Consider the following 22,872-nt stretch of genomic DNA (forward strand, 5'->3'; position numbering starts at 1 on the left):
TGCGCTCGGATCGACCGGATTTGGGAGTCTCCATCCTCAGCAGCTGCGTCCTAGGATGAAGCTCCCCCCGGAATAAAGGCCGGGGACCAAATCCGCAGGCAGGATCCGTCCCTTATTCCAACCGCGCCTCGATCATGTCCGCCGTTTCGTGCGGACCATAGATCGCCACGAAGGACCCAAAGCGCGGGCCCTGGCTCTGGCCCATCGTGACTTCGTAGATGGCGGTGAACCAGTCGCGCAGATTCTCGAAATCATGGTCCTTGCCGATCGTGAAGGTCAGAGTCTGCAGCGCTTCGCCGTCCTTGACCGCAGACGGATCGACGGCGCGCAGGCGGGTCGCCAGATCGGCCAGCGCCGCGCGCTCCGCATCCGTCGGATCGCGATACGCCTTGGTCGGGGCGACGAAATCCTGGTAATAGCGCACCGCATAATCGCACAGCCGGTCCATTTCCGGGTTGGCGTCCGGCGTCGCGTCAGGCGCATAGCGCGTGATGAACCCCCACAGAATGTCCTTGGACGAGGCGTTCGCCGCACTGACCAGATTGAGCAGCAACTGATAGGAGAGCGGCGGCACATAGTCCGGCGGTTGCCCGGAATGGATATGCCAGACCGGATTGTTCAGCCGCGCCTTCTCGTCCTGATCCGCATAGGCGGCCAGATGCTGATAATATTCATCGACCATCTTCGGGATCACATCGAAATAGAGACGCTTGGCCACGCGCGGGCGCAGAAACTGGAACAGGGACAGCGATTCGGCGGGGGCGTAGGTCAGCCAGTCCTCGACCGAAATGCCGTTGCCCTTGGTCTTGGAAATCTTCTCGCCGCGTTCGTCGAGAAACAGCTCATAGACATATTGCACGGGCGGCTCGCCGCCCAGGATGCGGCAGATCTTGGAATAGATCGGCGCATTGTCCTGATGGTCTTTGCCGAACATTTCGAAATCCACGCCCAAAGCCGCCCAGCGCATCCCGAAATCCGGCTTCCATTGCAGCTTGGCGTTACCGCCCGTCACGGACTGGGTCACTTCGGTCCCGTCTTCATCATCGAACGTGACCGTTCCGGCCTTTGCGTCGACGGCTTTCATCGGCACATAGAGGACGCGGCCCGTCGTCGGGCTGATCGGCAGGATCGGCGAATAGGTGGCGCGCCGCTCCTCGCCCAATGTCGGCAGCATGACCGCCATGATCGCGTCGAACTGTTCCAGCGTCCTGATCAGCCACGGATCGAACGCGCCGCTTTTATACAGCGCCGTCGCGCTGCGAAATTTATAGTCGAACCCAAACCCGTCGAGGAAGCTCTGCAGGCGGGCATTCATATTGTCGCCGAAACTGTCATGCGTGCCGAACGGGTCGGGCACGCGCGTCAGCGGTTGCTGCAGATAGGGCTCCAGCGCAACGGGGTCGGGCACGGTGCCCGGGATCTTGCGCATCCCGTCCATGTCGTCGGACACGCACAATATCGTCGTGTCGATCTGCCCGCCCGTCATGGCGACGAAGGCATGGCGCACCATCGTCGTCCGCACCACTTCGCCGAACGTCCCGATATGCGGCAGGCCGCTGGGTCCGTAGCCGGTTTCGAACGTGACGGGACCGTCGCGCTTTATTCCGCGCTTGCCCTCGATGAACAGCCGCTTGAGAATGTTGCGCGCTTCCTCGATGGGCCAGGCCTTGGACTTGGCGAAGGCGGGGTCAAGGTCCTTGAGGTCGATATTTTCGGGGTCGATCATGGGGCGGGCGCTTACGGGGTTGGCGGGGGGTTGTATAGCGTTGTGGCGGGGGACGTGGCGGTGACGGTCTGCTTTCATGCCTCCAAACCCCTCCCGCAGACTTGGTCGGCGGGTCCATGACAGTGCCGTTTCGGCTGACCTTCAGGGTTGGGCCATGGGCTCGCCGGTCAAGCCGGCGAGAGTGGATGATTGTGAGGGTGTTGCTCTCTATCTGTCGTCCGCCCAGCCGATGGCGAGAGCAGATTGGGCCTGCGCCGAGAGCATCCTTCTTCGCGCGCTTTAGCTCCGCACGCGTGAAGCAAATCCGTGGGGCTAGACGGTTTCGTGCCCCGGCGCATAAGCCGCCAAGGTCGCCATCTGCAAAATCTCCGATGCCGCCGCACCGAGCGAGCAGATTTGCACCGGTTTTTCCAACCCCGTCAGGAACGGCCCCAGCACGGTGGCGCCGCCGACGGCGTCGAGCAGCTTGGTCGAGATCGACGCCGAATGGATGGCCGGCATGACCAGCACATTGGCCGCGTCGGTCAGGCGCGAGAACGGATAGGTGAGCTGGTGCATCGGGTCGAGCGCGACGTCGGCCGCCATGTCGCCTTCATATTCGAAATCGACCTGGCGGTTGTCGAGGATGTTGACCGCCTCGCGCACCTTCATCATCCGTTCGCCGACCGGATTGCCGAAGGTCGAATAGGACAGCATCGCCACACGCGGCTCGAACCCGAAAGTGGCCGCGAAATTGGCGGTGGTTTCGGCGATGTCGGCCAGATCCTCGGCGGTCGGCAACTCGGTGATGTTGGTGTCGGCGATGAACAGCGTGCGCTGCTTGTTGACCACGACCGACACGCCCATCGTGCGTTCGCGCCGCCGGTGGGACAGCACCAGCCGCACATCGCGCAGCACGACGTCGTAGCTGCGCGTCACGCCGCTGACCATGCCGTCGGCGAGGCCGTGATGCATCAGCAGGGCCGAGAAGACGTTCCGGTCGTTATTGACCAGCCGTTGCGCGTCCCGGCGCAGGAAGCCGCGCCGCTGCAGCCGCGAATAGAGATATTCCGTGAATTCCGCATTGCGGTCGAACAGGCGGGCGTTGAGGACGCTCAGGCTCTCGGGGTTCTCGATGCCCAGCAATTTCATATTGTCGTAGATCGGCTTGTCCCGGCCGATCAGGATCGCCTTGCCCAGTCCGCGCTGCTGGAAGGCCTGGGCGGCGCGGATGACGGCGGGTTCTTCGCCTTCCGCGAAGACGATGGTCTTGGGCTCCTCGACCACGGCGGCGGTGATGCCTTGCAGGATGGCGGCGGTCGGATCCTGGCGCCGGGCGAGCGACCGCTTGTAGGCGTCCATGTCCTCGATGGGCTTGCGGGCCTGTCCGGTGTCCATCGCGGCCTGGGCCACATAGGGCGGAATGTCGGAAATCAGGCGCGGATCGAACGGGGCCGGAATGATGTAGTCGGGTCCGTACTTCGGGCGGTTGCCGTGATAGGCGGCGGCGACTTCCTCGGGCACGTCCTGGCGGGCGAGATCGGCCAGCGCGTGGGCGCAGGCGAGCTTCATTTCGTCGTTGACGTTGCGGGCCCGCACGTCGAGCGCGCCCCTGAAGATATAGGGAAAACCGAGGACGTTGTTGACCTGGTTGGGATAGTCGGACCGGCCCGTCGCGATGATGGCGTCGTCGCGGACCGACTTGATGATTTCCGGCGTCACTTCCGGATCCGGGTTGGCCATGGCGAAGATGATCGGATTGGGCGCCATGGACGCGATCATGTCGGCATCGACGATGCCCGCGACCGACAGGCCGAGAAAGACATCCGCGCCCTCCATCGCCTCGGCCAGGGTGCGCTTGTCGGTCTCCACCGCGTGCGGCGCTTTCCACTGGTCCATATAGACGGTGCGCCCCTGGTAGATCACGCCCTTGCTGTCCAGAACCAGGCAATTGTCGTCGCGCACGCCAAGGGACTTGATGAGGTTCAGCACGGACAGGCCCGCCGCACCCGCGCCCGATAGCACCACCTTCATGTCCTCGAATTTGCGGCCTGTCAGATGCGCGGCGTTGATGAGGCCGGCCGTCGCGATGATGGCCGTGCCGTGCTGGTCGTCGTGAAAAACGGGGATATCGACGAGGTCGCGCAGTTCCTGTTCGATGATGAAACATTCAGGCGAGCCGATGTCTTCGAGGTTGATGCCGCCGAAGGAGTTGCCGATGCGCTTGATGCATTCGATGAAGGCCTGGGCGTCCTCCTCCTCGACCTCGATGTCGAAACTGTCGATGTCGGCGAAGCGTTTGAACAGGACGGATTTGCCCTCCATGACGGGTTTGGAAGCAGCGGCGCCCAGATTACCGAGGCCCAGAATGGCCGTTCCGTTGGAGATGACGGCGACCGTGTTGCCCTTGGACGTGTAGTCGTAGACCGTGTCCGGATCGGCGGCGATGGCTTCGACGGGGATCGCCACGCCGGGGGAGTAGGCGAGGCTCAGGTCGCGCTGCGTCGCCATCGGCTTGGTCGGCAGCATGGAGATCTTGCCGGGCGTCGGCTCGGCGTGGAAGCGCAAGGCCTGTTCGTCGGTGATGTAGGGCTTTTTGGGCGGGCGGGGGGTGAGTTTCTTGGAAGCCATGATGGGTTGTCTTTCGGAACCCGGGCGAACTGCGGTCGCGAACGGCCGGGGTGAGGACGAGAGCCGCTGTCGTGAGCGGCGCGATGTGCGGCCGATCCGGGCCGGCGGACCGGCGCATCCGGTGCTTCTCGTCCCGGGGCCGATGAACTGCAGTCGCGAACATCGGCCTGTGGCCGGGGCGCGAAGCAAGGCGGCGCCGATGCAGGGGGCTTAGCGCATGATCCGGCCCGTGCAACCGATAAGCCGGCCAAAGGGTAGCGCACAAATATTCATCGCTCCGTTCAGCGGGTGACGGGAATGTGTGCATTTCTCCGGCCCGCCCGATGACAATCGCGCCAGCGGCCGCGTCGTCTCTCGACTCCGCCGCCCGCGCCCCGCAAGGAAAGAGCGAACAAGCGCTGCAGGGTGGGTCGGGCGCTAGCCGGGCCCGTCGCAAGGAAGGGACTTTTCCATGAAAAAGATCGAAGCCATCATCAAGCCGTTCAAGCTGGACGAGGTGAAGGAAGCGCTCCAAGCGATCGGCCTGCAAGGCATGACGGTGCTGGAAGCCAAGGGGTTCGGCCGCCAGAAAGGCCATACGGAGCTTTACCGCGGCGCGGAATATGTGGTCGATTTCCTGCCCAAGCTGAAGCTCGAACTCGTCATCGCGGACGATCAGGTCGAAGCCGCTTTGGAGGCCATCCAGACGGCGGCCAAGACCGGCAAGATCGGCGACGGCAAGGTGTTCGTGTCCGACGTGGGCCAAGCCATCCGCATCCGCACTGGCGAAACCGGAGAAGCCGCGCTTTAGGCACAGGCTCCCAGCCTAGACTGAAATACCCAGATCGAAACCAAACCGACTTCCCAGGACGACGATACCCATGGCCGATAAACCCATCACCCAGGACGATGTGCTCAAGACGATCAAGGACGAGGAGATCGGCTTCGTCGATCTGCGCTTCACCGATCCGAAGGGCAAGATGCAGCATGTCACCTTCCATGCCAGCATGGTGGACGAAGACCTGTTCGCCGACGGCACCATGTTCGACGGCAGTTCCATTGCCGGCTGGAAGAGCATCAACGAGTCCGACATGGTGCTGATGCCCGATCCATCGACCGCCAAGATGGACCCGTTCTACCAGCAGGACACGATGGCCATCTTCTGCGACATATTGGAGCCCGACGACGCTTCCGCCTATAATCGCGACCCGCGCGGCACGGCCAAGGCGGCGGAAAACTACATGCGATCCGCCAATGTCGGCGACGAGGTCTATTTCGGCCCCGAAGCCGAATTCTTCGTCTTCGACGATGTGCGCTGGACCACGGACCAGAACCGCACAGGCTACGAGTTTGATTCCACGGAAGGTCCCTACAATACGGGCACGATGTATACGGGCGGGAACATGGGACACCGGCCGGGACCCAAGGGCGGCTACTTCCCCGTCCCGCCCGTGGACAGCCAGCAGGACATGCGTTCCGAAATGCTCGCCATCATGGCCGAGCTCGGCCTGCGCCCTGAAAAGCATCACCACGAGGTCGCGCCGTCCCAGCATGAACTCGGCATGAAGTTCGACACGCTGGTCAACATGGCCGACAGCATGCAGCTCTACAAATACATCGTGCACAATGTCGCTCACGCCTATGGCAAGAGCGCGACCTTCATGCCCAAGCCGGTCCACGGCGACAACGGCACCGGCATGCATGTGCACATGTCGATCTGGAAGGACGAACAGCCGCTCTTCGCCGGCGACGGCTATGCCGGTCTGTCCGATTCTTGCCTCCATTATATCGGCGGCGTCATCAAGCATGCCAAGGCGATCAATGCCTTCGCCAACGCGTCCACTAACTCCTACAAGCGCCTGGTGCCGGGGTTCGAAGCCCCCGTTATGCTGGCCTACTCCAGCCGCAACCGTTCCGCCTCGATCCGGATTCCGTGGACGGCCAGCCGCAACGGCAAGCGCCTCGAAGCGCGCTTCCCCGACCCGGCGGGCAATCCGTACCTGACCTACACGGCGCTGCTGATGGCGGGTCTGGACGGGATCAAGAACAAGATCCATCCAGGCGATCCGATGGACATGGACCTGTACGAACTGTCGGCCGAAGAGGCCAAGGACATCCCGCAAGTCTGCGGCAGCTTGCGCGAGGCGCTGGAAGCTCTCGACGGCGACCGGTCCTTCCTGACGGCGGGCGGCGTGTTCGACGACGACCAGATCGACGCCTATATCGAGATGAAGATGGAAGAGGTCCACCGCCTCGCCATGCATCCGCATCCGGTGGAGTTCGACATGTATTACAAGTGCTAGCCACGCGGATTGGCTTCACCAAAGGTGTCTTTGGGCCGTGAAGCGGAGCGGGATGGGATCCAATCCCGCCCACAGGGCGACTGTCCCCAAGGCTAATAAGGAACGCCCCGGCGCAAGCCTCAAAAGCCGCTTCCACCCGGAGCGGCTTTCTCATGCCCGCACACCTCCCCCAAAATTGATTTGCGCTGTCCCCGCGCCTGCGCCAGTCTTCGCCACGAGGAGACTTGCCCATGCGCCTAACCGTCCTGACCTGCCTCGCCGCGCTCGGCATGAATGCCTGCATGACCGTTCCCGCAGTCGAGAGTCCGCAAGTTGCAGAGCTCGCCGCCATACCCGGTGCAACCCCCGGTATGGTCGCCGCCGCGCAGGCCACGACGCTCTACCAGGGTCAACAGGCGCAGTTGCGCGATATCCGCAACGCCGAAGCCCGCGTCGACCTAGCCCGCGCCCGTCTGGACTTCGACACGGTTCGCAACCGCGCCTCTGACGATGGCGAGGTGCGCGAATTCCTCGATGCACGACGCTCCCTGCGGCGCCTGCGCAATGTCTACGGCCCCACGAATACGGGCCGCCGCGACTTCCACTTCAATCCGTTCGGCTACGGTCGTCATTGGCCGCGCCGCGATGGATGGCTTGGTCAATATTCCAATGGACGCGACAATGACGAATTTTCGCCTGTACACGGCGACATGCCGACACTGTGACACGGTGAGACAGTTTGGGGCCAATCTAGTAAGTGGTTTCCCATACGGTCGACTTATTAGCTTATCGGATTTGAACCAAAAGTCAGGGCTGTCGTCCGTGGTTCCAGATGATGAAAAGCGATAGAACGGCCATGCCATTCGAGTATGGATGCTTTATAAGGATCGGGATTTGGCATTCTCAAGGTGCACACTTGAAAATTGTCCCTCACTATGATTATACTTTAAGATAGGTGGAATGTCTGGTCCACCGAAATCATGATCAAGGAGATCTTCTTATGGCTTTTAGAGAATTGAGTGCAGATGATATGAAGGCCGTATCCGGCGGTAATCCAGCTCCAGGTCAGTCTTGGGTCGATTATTTGGAGAAGAAATTCCCATTGGGTGAATGGCATAATGGATCTTTCTATCCAAATGGAGTGCCCGGAAATATCGCTCAGGGTCCGAATTCAACCGGCCATTAAAACCGTAATTTGTCTTGATCGAAGGTGTCTCAGCACCTTCGATCAATTCCTGGTTTTGGCTAATCCATATCTATTGAGCCCTTAATCTGTCAGGCCCTTCTGCAGTCGTGATGGATCATGGACGTCCAGCCGGCTCGGTCTTCGCTTTAGCGGCCCAGATCATCCCCATCTCGGTCGGCCAGAACCCGAACCGCGCAAGGCCCGACGGTATCTCGGCATTGAAGCCTTTAGCGCCCTCCGCCGTGTCGGACACGTCGGCCCGCTTGCCATAGGGTTGCCCGCCGTCGCTGGTGAACGACCAGAAGGCAGGGACCTTGTCCGCATTCAGGCCGTAATGCGCGATCTCGGAGTAGGTCTTCTTCTCTTGCTAATGTCCCAGTCCGCCTACAGGCGGATGAATTTGCCGTCCGAAATCGGCTCATAGTGCCGGATGCACTCCACTCGACCCATAGGCGTATCAGGGTCTATCGCCAGCCATCGTCCGATAAAGGAGTGCATGACCCCAGCTTGCCCCGGCCCTCTTTCCACTGTTGCACCCTTCTGCGTTCCCCCGCTTTGCAATACCGCCAGACGCTCTCTGTATTCATCTTCCGCTGTTTCATGGCGGACAAGAAAGTTGGGCGCGAGCCGGTATGACAGGCGGCATTCCAGCCGTTCCAGATGCGTCTGCCACCCGGCGGCTGCCCCGACCCTGTCTCCGGGACGCGCAAGACGTTCATGCACCAGTCCCAGATTGGTGCCGTCGCCGGCCGGAGTGAGCGTGATCGTGACGAGCGAGTCTTGCGAACTCTTCTCCCCCGGCCATTCGAGCGCCAACTTGCGATATTCCCATGTGTTACGACGCGACCCTCGAAAGCGGCCGTGTAGGCAGTGGACGATGCGCCGTCCGGGTAGGAATTGCCAAAAGCCTCCGGGTCGAACTTGAATTGGACACGGCCGCCCTCGCGTGGCTCGACCAATCCCCAGCGTAGTCACTCCTCCGCGTTTTTCGTCCTCGACGAGGAATCGCCAGGCCGTCATCGGCGGAGCCGACAGGTGTCGCCGGAAGACCAACCGGCTTGCGTCGACCGTTTATGCTTCATGGTCCCGGCCCTTAATTCGCATGGCGTATCACGGCGTCGTCCAGTGACTCCAGCCGGTCCGACCAGAAGACGGCGTAGCAGTCCAGTCAGTCGCGCATTTCTGCCATGGGTCTGGGGTCGAGCGTGAAGACCTGCTGCCGCCTCTCCATGCGCCTGTGGATGAGCTGGGCCTTGACGAGCACACCGACATGTTTGGACGCTCCGGCAAAACTCATGTCCAGAGGGTCCGCCAGCCTTGAAAGCAAGACGAGTTCGGTATTCGGAATTCGTTCAACTATATGGTTGAATATTCAACCGGAAAGCTGAACGACTATTCCCAGCATGAAGGTCCGGACTATTGCCGATCTCGCCATTCGGCGTGGCGGCTCGCCATCAGCAGGCTGACGCGGTAGGATTGCTCCTCGGCCATTTCGGCCATGATGACACCGGCGCGGGCACTGTCGATCTCGCGCAGGAAACCGGCAGCGAACGCTGGGTCCATGCGGTTGAAGATGGCGGCGGCCTTTTTGGGCTTCATGGTCGAATACATGTCGACCAGATGGGTGATGTCCTCATTGGCGGTCACGTCCAGCCGGTCGGTCATGGCTTGGAGTGTGTCGCGCGTGGCCTGCAGGTCTTCCAGTCGCGTTTGCAGCGTCGTTTCCAGCGCTTCCAGTTCGGCTTCGCGCTGGTCCAGCCCGGTGGCGCGGTCCAGCAAGGCCTTGTGGCGCGGCTCGAACGCGGCGACGAGCGCCGGGGTCAGGCAGGCCTGTTTCGGATCGGCGGCGGTCTTCGGAGTCTTCGCCCCGGATATGTCGGGGCTGGGGGCGGCGTCCGTCTCTGCAGCCGGGGCGTCCAGCTCGGCGGCATCATCGGCGCCGGGATTGAGGGCGGCGACTTCGAGCGCGCCGAAACCGGCGAAACCCAAGGCAAGGACGATCAGGATGGAAGATTTCATGCCACGGTCCTCGACGGTGCGGGCTCACCCGTTTCCGCGGCCGGTGTGGGGTCTGTCCCTGACATGTCCGTCCCTGGAATGGGCTCCGTGCCCGGCTCAGCTGTCGCTTGGGGCACGACGGTCGGCATGGCCATGTTCAGGCGTTTCAGGTCGGCCATGACTTTCAAAAGGCCTTCGGTCGTTTTCAGGGCCTTGCGCCGCGCGTCCGGCACGGCCACGTCGATGACGTCGTTCAACAGGGCGGTGGCGCGTTCGGTCTCAATGACCTTGGCGGTGGCGCGGTCCATGGCGGTTTCCAGCCGGTCGGACCGGGTCTCGGCGTCGGCCAGCAGCCCCTTTATCTCCTTGATCGATTCGAACAGTTCCGTGCGCGCCGTGCTGGCGGCCGCATGAGTGCGCTCGATGGCTTCCGTCAGCGTCACGATCGACGCGCCGACCCCGCTCTTGAGGTTGTTCAAACGCTTGAGCCGATGCGACAGCATCCAGCAATAGAACGCCGATGCCGCGCAGAGCGCGATCAGCAGAACGTCCTTTATGAATTCGATCTCCATGGCGCCCCCCGGGCCTTTAGCTGGTCAGTAGAAAGTCGGTGATGAGAACGTCCGCGACCACGTCTTGGCCGGCCACGACGCGCGCCCGGTGGACAAGCGCCCGTTTGAGGCGGACATGAAAACTGGGATCGGACAATTGCGCCGGATCGAGCGCCCTTAGATATGTGGTGAACACGTCGCGCAGTCGGGCCGCGTCGATTTCGGTCGTGTCGTCCCAGACCTCGATGGCCAGCCCGATGCGCAGCGTCTGCCCCTTGGGCCCGGCCGTCAGCACCATCGTGTCCAGCGCCAGCGTGCGGGCGGGCTCGGACGGCGTCCAGTCCGCGGAATGGGTCGCGGCGGTCGGGGCCGGGGCGGGCGCCGGAGGCGGGGCGGGCGGTTCGCCCATGAACCAGCTGGCCCCGAAGGCGGCGGCGAACACAAGGACCGGCGCCAACACGGCGAGGATCAGCCCGCCTTTGCTTTTTCCAGAGCCTTTCCCGGACGCATCGCCACTTGCGGGCAGCGCCGGGTCGCCTTTCTTTTTCTTCAGCAGGGCCATGGTCGGTGATCGGTCTTTCTGCGCGGGCATACCGCGAACGAGGTTAACAGCTCGGAAACCGCTTTGGGCGGTTACGGTAAACACTAGATTAACGAATTGGGTTCTAAGGCTGAATCGCAAGGGGTGTGCAGGATGCACGATCAAGCGAGTTCAGGATGAATCCGATTGCAATATTGCGGTCCATGTCGATGCGGCAGAAGGTCGTCACCGCCGCGTCGGTGCTGGCGACGCTGTTCCTGCTCGTCCTGATCGGCCAGCAGGTCTCCAAACCGACCCTGTCATTGCTTTATGCCGACCTGGAACCGCAGACGGCGGGTGAAATCATTGCGCGACTGGACAATCTGGGCGTCGATTACCGCGTCCAGGGCGGAGCCATCTATGCGGATGCGTCGCGTCGCGACAGCCTGCGACTCGAACTCGCCCGCGACGGGCTGCCGCGCCAAGATATGGTCGGCTACGAATTGTTCGACAATCTCAACAGCTTCGCCATGAGCTCGGACATGTTCGACACGGCCTATTGGCGCGCCAAGGAAGGCGAACTGGCCCGCACTATCCTGGCCATGCCGACCGTTCGCGCTGCGCGCGTGCATATCGGGCAGGGCTCGGGCCGCGGCCTGACGGCCCGCCGCCAGCCTTCCACCGCCTCCGTCACGCTCACCTCCGAACCCCCGATCGACGGCCGCCGCGCCCAGGCCGTGCAATATCTCGTCGCGCTCGCCGTGCCGGGACTGAAGCCCGAAGACGTCGCTGTGATCGATACGCGCGCCGGGCTGCTGGCCGGACCTGGCCTGGACGACCGCAGCGCGCCGGATGCAACCGGCGAACTGGGCCGCGCGGCCGCTTTGAAATCCGAATTGCTGAACCTGCTCGAAGCGCGGGTCGGCCCCGGCAATGTGCGGGTCAATGTCGCGTTGGATGTGGAAACGGAAACGGTCAACCGGACCGAGCGCCGTTTCGATCCCGACGGGCAGGTGCTGCGCTCCACGACGATCTCGGACCGGACCGGCCAGAGCGACGGCACGACCGGCGCGGTGACGGTCGCCTCCAACCTGCCCGAAGGCGCGGGCGGGGGCGGCAATTCGTCCAGCGAGTCCAGCGAGACGACCGAGACGACGCGCTACGAGATTTCCGAAATCCTGACCACGACCGAAAGCCTGCCGGGCAAGGTGACGCGCATGAGCGTGGCCGTGCTGCTTGATCATGTGCGCAACGTGGCCGAGGACGGCACGATCACCTACGCGCCGCGCGCAGAGGAAGAACTTGCCACCTTGCGCGATCTGGCGAGTGCGGCCGCCGGTCTGGATACGCAGCGCGGCGACGTGCTGCGCGTGGACACGCTGGCTTTCGACCGGCCCGAAGCGGGCGAGATGGTCGTCCCGCCCGGAACGATGGACCGGTTCATCGAATTGCATGGCGGCCGCCTGGCGCAACTCTCCATCCTCAGCCTGCTGGCGCTCGGTCTGGGTTTCCTCGTCGTGCGGCCCTTGCTGCGCGCTTCGCGCGGCGGCGTGGTGGACCCGCCCGGCGCCGTGGCGGGCGGGGCGCTGGAGCCGATGAGCCTAGGCGGCCTGCCGGACCTGAGCGGCGCGGGCGGCGGCATGCCGACCTTGGCCGAAATGGGCGGCATGGACGGGATGGGCGGCATGAACGGGATCGGCATGGATGGCGGCGGGCTCGGCCTGCCCGAACCCGACCCGCGCGCCGAACTGAACGAAGCCGTGGAAGGCGGCGTGGACGACGCAGCCGCGTTGCTCGCCAGCTGGCTCGACACGGAGCGGCCGGCCGCTCCGTCGTCCGACGCCGCACTGTCTTCCAACGAGGGCCTGGCAGCATGACCGCGCTGCGCCGAGACATGGAAGGCCCGTACATGGAAGGCCCGTCATGAGCGATATCGTCCGCCTGCACGCCCCGCCGTTCGAACCGGCGGCGCCGACCTCGTTGAAGGCCTTGCACCGCCCGCTGGTCGCGCCCGACGCGTCGCATTGCGAGGCCCATTGCCGCCCCTGTCCGGCCTGCCGCGCCGCGCAGGCCGCAGAGGTCGACGCCGCATCGAAGATGTCCGCAGACCTCGGCCTGCGCCTGTCGCAACTGGTCGAGGACGCGCTGGCCCAGCATGTGGCGCGGCTCGAAGCCGAACAGGCCGAACTGGTGGCGACCATATTGCGCGGTCTGCTGCCCGCGCTCGGCGATGCGGCCTTGCGCTCTGCGCTGGCCGAAGAACTGTCGGCGGCGTCACAGCCGCTGCGATCCGCGACGCTGCGCTTGCGCAAACCTCCCGGTCTCGATCTCGGACCAATCCCGGAAGGCGGACGATTGCAGATCGAAGACGATGCGTCGCAACCGATGCACACTCTGTCGCTGGCCGACGGAGACGCCGTCACCACGCTCGACGCGCAGGCGCTGATCGACGCCTGCGCGTCGCGCCTGGGCGGCCGTGATCCGGCTCCCTTTTCCGCAGAGGCATCCCAATGACCCACGATACGCCGCCCGACGCCCCCGAATTGCCTGAGCTGCCCGACATGCCGGCCATGGACGTCCCGGATTTGGGCGGTCCGGGTCCGGATGCTCCGGCCATGGATGCCGCGCCGCTCCCCGACCTTCCGGCGCTCGACATGCCGGGCGGCGAGCTGCCCGCCATGGGCGGAGAAATGGGCGGCGGCATGCCGGACATGGGCGAGGGCATGGCCGGAAACATGGATGCAAACATGGATGCAAACATGGGTGGAGATCTGCCCGCACTCGACAGCCCGGCGCCCGATCTGCCGCCTCAATCGCCGCAATTGCCACCTCTGGACGCCGCAGCGGCGGACGCGCCGGTGCTGGAGCGCCGCGAGGATGCGGGCGGCGCCAAGTTCAAGCGCTCCATCTATGCCCTGCCCGTGACCGTGGACGTCGTCATCGGCCGGGCGCGCCCGACCGTGACCGAATTGCTCGACCTCGACGAAGGCAGTCTGCTGGCGCTCGACCGCGGGGTCGAGGACCCGGTCGATCTGTGCGTGGACGGCCGCGTCATCGCGCGCGGCGAATTGATGGAAATGGAAGACGGAAGCGGCATCGGCGTGCGCATCACGCAGGTCGTGGACGTCGCCGAAGACGTCTTCGGGTGAGCCTGGCCCGGCTGGCATATGCGGCCGCGCTAGGCGGCCTGACGCTGTGGTTCGCGCCGGACGTGCTGGCGCAGGTCGCGCCGAACGTGCCCGATGCGCCCACGGCATCCGACGCGGCCGAAGCGCTGCGTAACGGCGTGGAACAGGTGACCGACGCACCGGTCGCGCTGGACGTTTCCATCGTGCAGCTCTTCCTGCTGGTGACCGTGCTCAGCCTTGCGCCGGGTCTGGCCATGATGATCACCTGCCTGCCGCTGATCGTGATCGTGCTGTCCTTCTTGCGCCAGGCGCTGGGCCTGCAGCAGACGCCGCCCAATTCCATGATCATGGGTCTTGGCCTGATCCTGACATTTTTCATCATGGAGCCTGTCTTCGCCCAGAGTTGGGACGCCGGAGTGCAGCCCTACATGGACGGCGTGCTGGACGAGACAGCCGCTTTCGACATGGCGATCGAACCGTTCCGCGCCTTCATGAGCGGGCGCGTCGAAGCCGACACGATCCAGCGCCTGGCCGACAGCCTGCCGGGGCGCGAGTGGGCGCCGGGCGAAGAGCCTTCGCTCGGCCTACTGACGAGCGCCTTCATGCTGTCGGAGATCAAGACGGCTTTCCAGATCGGCTTCGCCATCTTCCTGCCTTTCCTGGCCATCGATCTGGCTGTCGCGTCGGTCCTGATGGCGATGGGCATGATGATGGTGCCGCCGGCGGTCGTCTCGCTGCCCTTCAAGCTCGGCTTCTTCGTGCTGGCCGACGGGTGGCTGAAGATCACCGAAGCCCTGTTGCAGGGATACGCCTTATGACGACCTCCATGTCCCGCCTGACGCCCGGACAGCGCGCCGCCGTCGTGCTTGTGTCGCTAAATCCCGAACAGGCCAAGCCACTGGCCGAAATGCTCGGCATGCCCGCCATGCGGCGCGTCCAGAAAGTGCTGGCCGACCTGCCGCATATTTCCGAAGCCGACGTGCTGGCGTCATTCGCCGATTTCATCACCCAGCTCGCGGCCTGGCGCTCCGGTCTGCGCGGCGGGGAGGCGGAATCCTTCGACTTGCTGACGAAAGCCGTCGGCGATGCGTTGGTCGAGAAGATCCGCGGGCCCGTCGCCTTCGGGGACCAGCAGACCGATACATGGACCAAGTTCGGCCAATTGTCGCCGGACGTGATCGCGGACTATATCGGCACGCAGCATGCATCCGTCGCCGCGATCATGATGAGCCAGCTGCCGGGGGACCGTATTCCCGTCGTGCTCGGACTGATGCCGAAGGACGCGGCCGTCGAGGCGATCGGCCAGCTCTCCCGGCCCGAAGATCCGGCCTTGGGGGCGGTCGCGATCGCCGAACGTCTGGTCGAAACGGAATTGCTGGCGTCCGCGATCGATCCGATGAGCGACCCCAAGATCGTCATGATCGGCGAAACGCTGGGTACGCTGCCGCGCGAACTGCGCGACGCGGCGCTGGAACGGCTCGAGCAGGAAGACGAAGCGCGCGCCGCTGCCATCCGTTCGACTCTGTTGCGGATCGAGGATCTTCCCCTGCGCCTGCCGACCAAGTCGGTCCAGGTCGTGTTCCGCGAGATCGGGCGCGAAATCCTGGTCAAGGGCCTGGCGGCCATCGGCAACGACGCGCCGGAAGTGTCGACCTTTCTGCTGGGCAACATCGCCCAGCGCATGGCCGACCAGTACCGCGAAGACGTTGCCGAGATCGGCGATCTGGACGATGCCGCGAAGGACCGTGCCATCGGCAATCTGGTCCGCGAAGTCCTCGGCCTCTCCCGCCGCGGCTCCATCGCCCTGATATCGCTATCCGGAGACGCCGAAACCGACTGATCCGGACCCGCCGCTCTTTCGGTGCGTCTTCTGCGTTATTGCAGGACCAGTTCGGCATGCAGCGCGCCGGCGCTCTTGATCGCCTTGAGGATGTCGATCATCTCGCGCGGCGAGACGCCCAGCGCGTTGAGGCCGGCGACGAGGTCGGGCAGTTCCACCGCTTCGTTGACGATGGCCATCTGGCCGATCCGGCCGTCATCCACCGCGATCTGGGTGCGCGGCAGGACGACCGTTTCGCCGAAACCGAACGGGTTGGGCTGCGAGGCGACAGGCGTCTCGGCGATCTTGATGGTCAGGTTGCCTTGGGCCACGGCGACGGAAGACACCTTAACGGCCTCGCCCAGAACGATCGTGCCGGAGCGTTGGTCGATGACGACGCGGGCGATTTCGGCGGATCTCAGGGTCAGGTTCTCGATCCGGCCCATGGCATGGGCCGGACTGCCGCCCAGCGCGCGCAGATCGACCTCGACCGTGCCGGGATCCAGCAGCGTGGCGACCGGGCGGCCGATCGCGGTGTTGATGCTCTGCTCGACGCGGCCCGCGGTCGTGAAATCGGGATCGCGCAAGGCTAGGCGAACGCTTTGTTGCGAGCGGAAATCGTAAGGGATCTCGCGTTCCACCCGGGCGCCGTTCGGGATCGTGCCGGCGGTCGGCACGCCCTGCGTAATGCTCGCGCCCGCGCCTTCGGCGTCGAACCCGCTGATCAGGATGTTGCCCTGGGCGATGGCGAAGATCTGTCCGTTGGGTGCGTTGAGCGGCGTCATGACGAGCGTGCCGCCTGCCAAGCTCGACGCATCGCCGATTGAGGCGACGTTGATGTCGATGCGCGACCCTTCGCGCGCGAATGGCGGCAATGTCGACGTGACCAGCACGGCGGCGATATTGTCGGGGCGGAAGTCGCTGTCCTGGACGTTGACGCCGAGGCGTTCCAGCAGGTTGGTCAGCGCTTCTTCCGTATAGGGGGAGTTGCGGATCGTATCGCCCGTCCCGTTCAGGCCGATGACCAGGCCGTAGCCGACCAGATCGTTGCCGCGAACGCCCTGTACGTCGGCGATATCCTTGATCCGGACCTGGGCGGCCGTGGCCTGAAGGGCGGGAGCGAGCATGAGCGTCGCCAGGAAAAGGGCCAGGACGGGACGGAAGAAAGAACGGGGCATCATCACCTCAGGAAATTGGCGAGAGACAGGGAGCCGAGGCGTCCGGTCACGGTGTAGCTGGCTTGGAGCTGTTGCTCGAGCGCCTGGATCTCGGAGGCCGCTTCGAACGGGTCCCGTCCGAGCATGTCGTTCTGGGCGATGGCGATCAGGCTGGCCTCGCGGTCGAAGCTTTCGGTCGCGCGCTCCAGGCTCTGCTGTGCCGCGCCGAGGCGGGTTTCCATGACGATCGCGCTGTCCCCGGCTTTTTCCAGCAGGCTGAGACCTGCATCCATCATGGCAATGCGGTCGGCCTTGGACGCGAACTGGGTCGCCCCGGCGATCATGGCGTAGCCACGCATGATGTCGCGGAACAACGGATCGTCGCCTTTCGGAATCGGGTCGTAGCTCAGATCGTCGGAAATATGCAGCCGGGGCCCGTCCTCGACGCTGCCTTGGTAGATATCGGTTTCGAATCCGGCGCCGGCATCGTTGAAATAGCGTTCGATGGCGGCGATGGCAGACGCAGCGTCAGGCGCCGCGGCGATTTCGGCGTTGACCGCCGCCTGGAGCGTTTCCGTCGCCGCCAGCGGCCCGCCGACCGTGTTCGTGCCGGAAAAGAGATGACGCGTGCCCGACCGCCGTCCCAGCGCGCTCATGGTCTGGGCGAGACGGTCGGCCGCATTATCGGCCAGCAGGACGATGTCGTTGGGTCCGCCCTGGGACAGGGTGACGCGACCTTCGGCCCCGAGTCCCGTCACCGTTTCGCGGATGAGCGTGATCGCCCCGGCCGCCGTGTCCATCCGCGATTTGGCGAGCTTCGCCGTGCCGCGCTGACGGTCGAGGTCGGCGGCCGCCTTGTCGAGCAGAAAGGCATCCCCGACCCGGCCGTTCGTGGCCGCGACGACGTCGCTGCGCTTGCCCGTGATCGCTTCCTGACCAGCCGTTTCCAACCGCGACCGTATGAGAGCGTTCTGACGCGCTTGGCGGTTGTTGAACAGCACGTCCGGGGTCATTGAAAGGTTCATGTCGGATCCTTGCCCATGTTAGATCCTCGCCAACGTATCGAACATGTCGCTGACCGCCTGGATGATCTTGGCGTTGGCCGTGTAGGCTTGTTCGATCGCCAACAGGTTTTGCAGCTCGTAATCCAGATCGACACCGGTCAGCTGATTGTGCGCTTCGTCCAGCGTGGTCACGCGCGCCAGATTGCCCGCATGGATGCGGCTTGCCCGGAAGGCGACGGTCGAAACGTCGCTGATCAGCGTGCCGAGCTGTCCGGCGAAAGGCGCCAGCGTTTCCGTCAGACGGGACAGGCCGACATCGTTGCCGGGCGCGCCGGGCGCGACCGAAGCCAGACCGTCGCGCAGCCGCCGCGGTTCGCCGCCTCGCAAGGGGTCGATGAGGGCGTTGACGCCCAGCCGCTCCGCCAGGCCTTTCTTGTTCGCGGCCAGCACGGGCGCGCCCGTATCGAGCAGCAGGGGCTCGCCGATGGCGTCGAAGGCCGAGGCGAGGTCGAAGGCGAACGTATCGAGCGCATCGGCCTGGGTCGGCAGCTGGTCGTCGCGCAGCTCGAGCCAGGCGGCGATCCGGCCTTCGCCGACGCCGTGCGGTCCGGACCCGGGTGCGATGGGCTCGCCGTGAAGCGTGGGGATGGACAGGCGTCCGCCACTTGCGGTCGTCGTATCGGCCGACCCGATGCGGAAGGCCGGCTGGAATTCGATCTTGGTGACGGTCGGCCCGACCAGGGTCAGGCCGGTGGCGGTCCTGATGGTGACGGCCCCCGAATCCTCGTAATCGACCTTGACGGGCAGGCGTTTCGAGATTTCGCCGATCATCGCATCGCGCTGGTCGAGCAGGGCGGCCGTGTCGCCACCCGCCGCACCGGCTTTGCGGATATGGCCGTTGAGTTCGTACAGGTCTTCGGCGATCTCGTTGACCTGCGAGATATCGGTGGCCAGCCGCGCATCGGCTTGGGTCCGCTCGGCCTGCAGGTCCTGCGCCGCCTTGGTCAGGCTACGGGTCAGATCTTTCAGCGAATCCACGGTGACATTCTGCGCGGCCGCCGACTCGGGCGTGCTGCGCAAGGTCTGGAGGTCGGTCTCGAACTGGGTGAGCCGCCCGAAAATGCCGGTCTGGCTGCCGGGTTCGCCGAAAGCGGACAGGGCGCGCTTCAGCGAGGCGTCGATGACCTCCGATCCCGCGCTCTGGGCCTGGGCGTCGCGGCGCGACTGCAGCAGGATCTTGTCCTGGACGCGCGATACGCCCGTGACCGTGACGCCGGTCTGGCCGGATTGCGACAGGACGACTTCGCGCCGGACATAGCCGGTCGTCGAGACGTTGGCGATATTGGCGGACGTGACCTGGGCCCGCACGCCGGTCGCCGACATGCCGGAGCGCGCATTGGCCAGGCTTGCGATGATCGACATGACTTAGCGGCCCCCCGTATTCACAGCCCTATCGTTTCAGATTGGTCGTTTCCTGCAGCATCTCGTCGACGGTCTGAACGATCTTGGCATTGGACGAATAGGCCCGCTGCGTTTCGATCAGGTTGGTCAGTTCGGCGGCGATGTCCGTGTTGGATTCCATCAACGTGTATCCGACCACGCTGCCGGACGATCCTTCGCCCGCGTCCCACAGATAGAAGTCTCCGCTATCGCGCGAGACGCTGTAGGCCTGGTTGCCGGTCGGGGTCAGCCCGTCGGGATTGTTCACCGTGGCGACCGGGATCTGGAACAGGGTGCGCCGCGCGCCGGTGTTGTAGATGGCTTCGAGAGAGCCGTCGGCGGTGATCTCCACGCTCTGGAGCTCGCCGGCGGCCGAACCGTTCACGGCGGCGTTCTGCGTCTGGAAGGTCGAGCCGATCTGCGTCAGTCCCTGCGACGTGCCCTGTCGGCCGACGAACATGCTGACGGGCCCGCTGGGAATGTTGATCGCGACTTCGCCGGTCGTGGCATTGTAGGTCGCGCCGGTGCCGTTGGTTACGGTGCCGAGCGTGCCGTCCGCGCCGAACGTGACGTTGAACGTGGCGACCTGGGCCGAGGCGCCGGTCGAGAAGTCGTTGACGGTCACGGTCCAGTCACCGCCCGTATTGCGCGTGAAGACGGTTTCCATCTTCTCCGGCAAACCCAGGGGATCGAAATATTCGACGGGCAACGTCAGCGAGTTGCTGGCCGGAAGAACCGAGGGGTCGCCTGGCAGATTGACGCCGAGCTTCACCTCGCTGGTGCGCTCCGCGCTGAACTGGCCGGACGACAGGTTGACGGGGACCATGCCGGTCTGGCTGGTGCGGCCCGTGGTGATCGGTTCGCCGTTCGCGTCGAGTTCCCAGCCGAGCAGGAACAGGCCGCTCTTGGTCCGCATATAGCCTTCCGCATCGGGCGTGAAGCTGCCGGTCGGCACCATCATGAAGTCCCGTTCGGCGGGCGCGGAGCTGATACCGGTCACGTTGGTGACGGGCAGCATGCCGTTGCCGTTGATGGCCAGATCGGTCGCGCTGCCGGTGGAGATCAGCGATCCTGGGTCCGCGACCTGGCGGATGGTCGTGGCGCGCACGCCGCCGGCGGAATAGACGGCCGGGCGCTGGTTCACGACCAGCGAGGAGAACTCCACGTCGGCGCGCTTGTAGCCGTATGTGGCCGAGTTGGCGATGTTGTCGGAAATTGTGGCCAGGCGCGTGGCATTCACGTTCAGGCCCATGACGCCCGCATTGAGCGAAGAGGAAATTGTCATCGTTTCAATCCTTGAAACCTTCTCCGGCAACAGGCCGGATCCCGGGGTTCTACTGAACCGACGACAGGATTAGGGATGCGGTCTTAAGAAAACGTATAGGGTGAACCGGACGTTAAATCCGGATGTCCGTCAGAGCCGCGAAGCCGGGCCTTCATCCGCGCCGGTGACGACCGCCGGTGGGTTCGCTTCGGCGTCGCGCGTCTTTGGCTCCGTCCGAGGTGATGACGGCTCGACCCGCAACACGGTGACGGAAATGCGCCGGTTGCGCGGGTCCACCGGATCGGCCACCAGCGGCATGGTCGCCGCGCGGCCCGACACTTCGGTGATGCGCGCTTCAGGCAGTCCGGCGTCTTTCATCAGGCGCCGCGCGACGTTGGCCCGGTCGCCCGACAGCTCCCAATTGCTGTAGCCGCGCGTATTGGGGTAGCGGCGGCTATCGGTATGGCCGACGATCTTGATCGGGTTTTCGACCGAATCCAGCGCCTGCGCCACGGCGGCCGCCAGTTTCATGAGCACAGGCGAGGGCTCCGCACTGCCCGAAGCGAAGAGCGGACGGGAGTCCCGGTCGGTCAGTTCCACGACCAGCCCTTCCGGGGTCATGCGGATGGTGATGTGTTCGCCCAGTTCGGCGGACTCGCCGACGAGCGCGGCTTCCAACGCTTCGCTGACGGCGGCGTCGGTCTCGGAGTCGATCGGCGCCGTGGCATCCGTCGGACGGCCGATTTCGACATCGTTGGTCTCCCGCGTCGTCTGGACCGACGACAAGGCCGGGGCCTGCACCACCTCTTCGCCGAAGAGAGCTTCCGCCCCGCCCCCGGATACGGCGGCGATCGGGATGGACGGGTTGAAATAGTCGGCCAGGCCCTGGCGCTGTTCCTCCGTCGTGGCGTTGAGCAGCCACATCAGCAGGAAGAAGGCCATCATGGCCGTGACGAAGTCGGCATAGGCGACTTTCCACGCGCCGCCGTGATGGTCGTCGCCCGCTACGATCTTCGGACGTTTGATAATGATGGTTGGCGGCAGGCTGCTCATGATGCGTCCTTGATGGAACCGTGAGTGAGCCGACGATGAAGGCCCCCCGGCAAGGCCGTGATAGCGCCACATGGTTTGGAAAATGACAGCGAACATGGTTGACGTTTCGTGAAGCCGTTCGGAGCCATCAACCTTTTCGCAACCATTTGGTGGGATCGCCGGTCTTCAATGCCGGGTCCAGGAAGGGCTCGGGAAAGCGAAAGATTCGTCTTGTCAGTCATCGCCCGGAAAATCGCATTGGCCAACCGGCCTGCATCGGATCATCCCGATGCGGCGGATGTGGCCGACGCGCTGCTGGAGCAACTGAAGCCCGCCTTGGCGGAATGGCTGTCCGCCGATTACATCGATGCCGAAATCCTCCGCGCGGACTGGTCCGCGCCCGATCCAGACCTGTTTAACGGTCCTCTCATGGGCTGTCAGGGCAAGCAGCGCTCGCAGCGCGCCGTCATGTCGGTCAATGCCGCGCTGGCGGAACGGGCCGCACTCGACCTGCTGCGCATCAGTGGCGATCCGACCGAAGAGGACCGCGCCTCGCTCCGACCTTTCTTCCGGGAAAACCTGTTCGCTTTCGGGGCTGTCCTCAACGAAACTCAACTGGGGCGGGCCGCCGGTGCACCGGACTGGCAGGCGCTCGAGCCCGACGAGGCCCAAGCCGATCTTGTTGCTTATGAAACCGTCTGGTTCGAAGCCCGGCTACAGGACGGGGGAAATGAAGATCTGCGCATCGCCGTCGTCCTGAGCGCCGACCTGTTCGGCGCGGCCAAGCTGGACGGCGACATGCCGACCGTGCCGCAAGTCTCGGGGAAGCCGCCGTCCTTGGAATCCTGCCATGTCAGGATCCGCGCGGTCGGAGACAGGCTGGAGATGAGCGTCGCCGACTGCACGCGGCTGGCTATCGGACAGGTCGTCGGCCTGCCGGGTCTTCGGTTCGACAAACTCGAACTCGATGTCGAAATGGGCGACGGTCCGCTCCCTTTGACGGATGCGGCACTCGGTGCGGACAAAGGCCGCAAGGCCGTTCGCCTCAATCGCGGCCTCGACCCGGATTTCCGCGTCCGACCGCCCGGCATTTCCGCCGACGTCGCCCTGCCGCGAACCGCTCCGGCATGATCCGCGCCCCGCTTTCGCCATATGCCGCCCTGTCATGCGCTGCCG

The 22,872-nt window shown here is 64.4% G+C and carries 21 protein-coding genes; 9 read left to right on the plus strand and 12 right to left on the minus strand.

What is annotated here, in order from left to right; genetic code table 11:
• Positions 1 to 112 precede the first annotated feature (112 nt).
• Both Q0718_RS07090 and Q0718_RS07095 read right to left on the minus strand, forming a co-directional pair.
• Complete coding sequence (locus Q0718_RS07090; protein ID WP_298915558.1) at positions 113 to 1,726, minus strand: lysine--tRNA ligase; 1,614 nt, start codon at positions 1,724 to 1,726, stop codon at positions 113 to 115.
• A 312-nt stretch (positions 1,727 to 2,038) separates the two neighbouring features.
• The gene (locus tag Q0718_RS07095) at positions 2,039 to 4,336 is read right to left on the minus strand and encodes an NADP-dependent malic enzyme (protein ID WP_298915560.1); all 2,298 of its coding nucleotides are present in this window, start codon (positions 4,334 to 4,336) and stop codon (positions 2,039 to 2,041) included.
• A gap of 451 nt (positions 4,337 to 4,787) precedes the next feature.
• Between Q0718_RS07095 and Q0718_RS07100 the strand changes: the two genes are divergently transcribed.
• The 3 genes from Q0718_RS07100 to Q0718_RS07110 all read left to right on the plus strand — a co-directional run bounded on the left by Q0718_RS07100 (position 4,788) and on the right by Q0718_RS07110 (position 7,322).
• Positions 4,788 to 5,126 carry a P-II family nitrogen regulator gene (locus Q0718_RS07100; protein ID WP_298915562.1) on the plus strand — a complete coding sequence of 113 codons (339 nt, stop codon included), beginning with the start codon at positions 4,788 to 4,790 and terminating at the stop codon, positions 5,124 to 5,126.
• Between the two features lie 70 nt (positions 5,127 to 5,196).
• Positions 5,197 to 6,618 carry a type I glutamate--ammonia ligase gene (glnA, locus tag Q0718_RS07105; protein ID WP_298915564.1) on the plus strand — a complete coding sequence of 474 codons (1,422 nt, stop codon included), beginning with the start codon at positions 5,197 to 5,199 and terminating at the stop codon, positions 6,616 to 6,618.
• 230 nt (positions 6,619 to 6,848) lie between these two features.
• Positions 6,849 to 7,322, plus strand: coding sequence for a hypothetical protein (locus Q0718_RS07110; protein WP_298915565.1), 474 nt, complete (start codon positions 6,849 to 6,851; stop codon positions 7,320 to 7,322).
• Between the two features lie 845 nt (positions 7,323 to 8,167).
• Here the strand turns inward: Q0718_RS07110 and Q0718_RS07115 are convergent.
• The 5 genes from Q0718_RS07115 to Q0718_RS07135 all read right to left on the minus strand — a co-directional run bounded on the left by Q0718_RS07115 (position 8,168) and on the right by Q0718_RS07135 (position 10,894).
• Positions 8,168 to 8,803 (minus strand): SRPBCC domain-containing protein, encoded by a 636-nt coding sequence (locus Q0718_RS07115; RefSeq protein WP_298915567.1) that lies wholly within the window; start codon positions 8,801 to 8,803, stop codon positions 8,168 to 8,170.
• Between the two features lie 148 nt (positions 8,804 to 8,951).
• A complete protein-coding gene (locus Q0718_RS07120) occupies positions 8,952 to 9,080 on the minus strand; it encodes a hypothetical protein (protein WP_298915570.1) in 129 nt (42 codons plus the stop codon).
• A gap of 119 nt (positions 9,081 to 9,199) precedes the next feature.
• Positions 9,200 to 9,802, minus strand: coding sequence for a hypothetical protein (locus Q0718_RS07125; RefSeq protein ID WP_298915573.1), 603 nt, complete (start codon positions 9,800 to 9,802; stop codon positions 9,200 to 9,202).
• Positions 9,799 to 10,353 carry a hypothetical protein gene (locus tag Q0718_RS07130; protein WP_298915575.1) on the minus strand — a complete coding sequence of 185 codons (555 nt, stop codon included), beginning with the start codon at positions 10,351 to 10,353 and terminating at the stop codon, positions 9,799 to 9,801. Before Q0718_RS07130 ends, Q0718_RS07125 begins: the two co-directional genes overlap by 4 nt.
• A gap of 16 nt (positions 10,354 to 10,369) precedes the next feature.
• On the minus strand, positions 10,370 to 10,894 hold the full coding sequence (locus Q0718_RS07135; RefSeq protein ID WP_298915578.1) for a flagellar basal body-associated FliL family protein: 525 nt from the start codon (positions 10,892 to 10,894) through the stop codon (positions 10,370 to 10,372).
• A gap of 155 nt (positions 10,895 to 11,049) precedes the next feature.
• Here Q0718_RS07135 and fliF point away from each other — a divergent pair, with 155 nt between their 5' ends.
• From fliF to Q0718_RS07160, 5 genes are read left to right on the plus strand one after another with little or no spacing between them, the layout of a single operon-like run.
• Positions 11,050 to 12,729 carry a flagellar basal-body MS-ring/collar protein FliF gene (gene fliF, locus Q0718_RS07140; RefSeq protein WP_298915581.1) on the plus strand — a complete coding sequence of 560 codons (1,680 nt, stop codon included), beginning with the start codon at positions 11,050 to 11,052 and terminating at the stop codon, positions 12,727 to 12,729.
• 46 nt (positions 12,730 to 12,775) lie between these two features.
• On the plus strand, positions 12,776 to 13,366 hold the full coding sequence (locus Q0718_RS07145) for a hypothetical protein (RefSeq protein WP_298915584.1): 591 nt from the start codon (positions 12,776 to 12,778) through the stop codon (positions 13,364 to 13,366).
• The gene (locus Q0718_RS07150) at positions 13,363 to 14,001 is read left to right on the plus strand and encodes a FliM/FliN family flagellar motor switch protein (RefSeq protein WP_298915587.1); all 639 of its coding nucleotides are present in this window, start codon (positions 13,363 to 13,365) and stop codon (positions 13,999 to 14,001) included. The genes Q0718_RS07145 and Q0718_RS07150 overlap by 4 nt, the downstream gene beginning before the upstream one ends.
• On the plus strand, positions 13,998 to 14,798 hold the full coding sequence (gene fliP / locus Q0718_RS07155) for a flagellar type III secretion system pore protein FliP (RefSeq protein WP_298915590.1): 801 nt from the start codon (positions 13,998 to 14,000) through the stop codon (positions 14,796 to 14,798). The genes Q0718_RS07150 and fliP overlap by 4 nt, the downstream gene beginning before the upstream one ends.
• Positions 14,795 to 15,820 (plus strand): FliG C-terminal domain-containing protein, encoded by a 1,026-nt coding sequence (locus tag Q0718_RS07160; protein WP_298915593.1) that lies wholly within the window; start codon positions 14,795 to 14,797, stop codon positions 15,818 to 15,820. Before fliP ends, Q0718_RS07160 begins: the two co-directional genes overlap by 4 nt.
• Positions 15,821 to 15,855: 35 nt before the next feature.
• Here Q0718_RS07160 and Q0718_RS07165 read toward each other — a convergent pair whose 3' ends face one another.
• The 5 genes from Q0718_RS07165 to Q0718_RS07185 all read right to left on the minus strand — a co-directional run bounded on the left by Q0718_RS07165 (position 15,856) and on the right by Q0718_RS07185 (position 21,717).
• Entirely contained in the window at positions 15,856 to 16,926 is a 1,071-nt protein-coding gene (locus Q0718_RS07165; protein ID WP_366523846.1) for a flagellar basal body P-ring protein FlgI, read from the minus strand.
• Between the two features lie 53 nt (positions 16,927 to 16,979).
• Positions 16,980 to 17,981, minus strand: coding sequence for a flagellin (locus Q0718_RS07170; protein WP_298915598.1), 1,002 nt, complete (start codon positions 17,979 to 17,981; stop codon positions 16,980 to 16,982).
• Between the two features lie 18 nt (positions 17,982 to 17,999).
• The gene (gene flgK / locus Q0718_RS07175) at positions 18,000 to 19,382 is read right to left on the minus strand and encodes a flagellar hook-associated protein FlgK (protein ID WP_298915600.1); all 1,383 of its coding nucleotides are present in this window, start codon (positions 19,380 to 19,382) and stop codon (positions 18,000 to 18,002) included.
• Positions 19,383 to 19,410: 28 nt separating this feature from the next.
• Positions 19,411 to 20,685 (minus strand): flagellar hook protein FlgE, encoded by a 1,275-nt coding sequence (locus Q0718_RS07180; protein ID WP_298915603.1) that lies wholly within the window; start codon positions 20,683 to 20,685, stop codon positions 19,411 to 19,413.
• Between the two features lie 129 nt (positions 20,686 to 20,814).
• Complete coding sequence (locus Q0718_RS07185; RefSeq protein WP_298915607.1) at positions 20,815 to 21,717, minus strand: flagellar motor protein MotB; 903 nt, start codon at positions 21,715 to 21,717, stop codon at positions 20,815 to 20,817.
• Positions 21,718 to 21,927: 210 nt separating this feature from the next.
• Between Q0718_RS07185 and Q0718_RS07190 the strand changes: the two genes are divergently transcribed.
• Positions 21,928 to 22,827 (plus strand): hypothetical protein, encoded by a 900-nt coding sequence (locus tag Q0718_RS07190; protein ID WP_298915610.1) that lies wholly within the window; start codon positions 21,928 to 21,930, stop codon positions 22,825 to 22,827.
• The last annotated feature ends 45 nt before the right edge of the window (positions 22,828 to 22,872 follow it).

The organism is uncultured Algimonas sp., from assembly GCF_947498175.1.
Taxonomy (GTDB): Bacteria; Pseudomonadota; Alphaproteobacteria; order Caulobacterales; family Maricaulaceae; genus Litorimonas.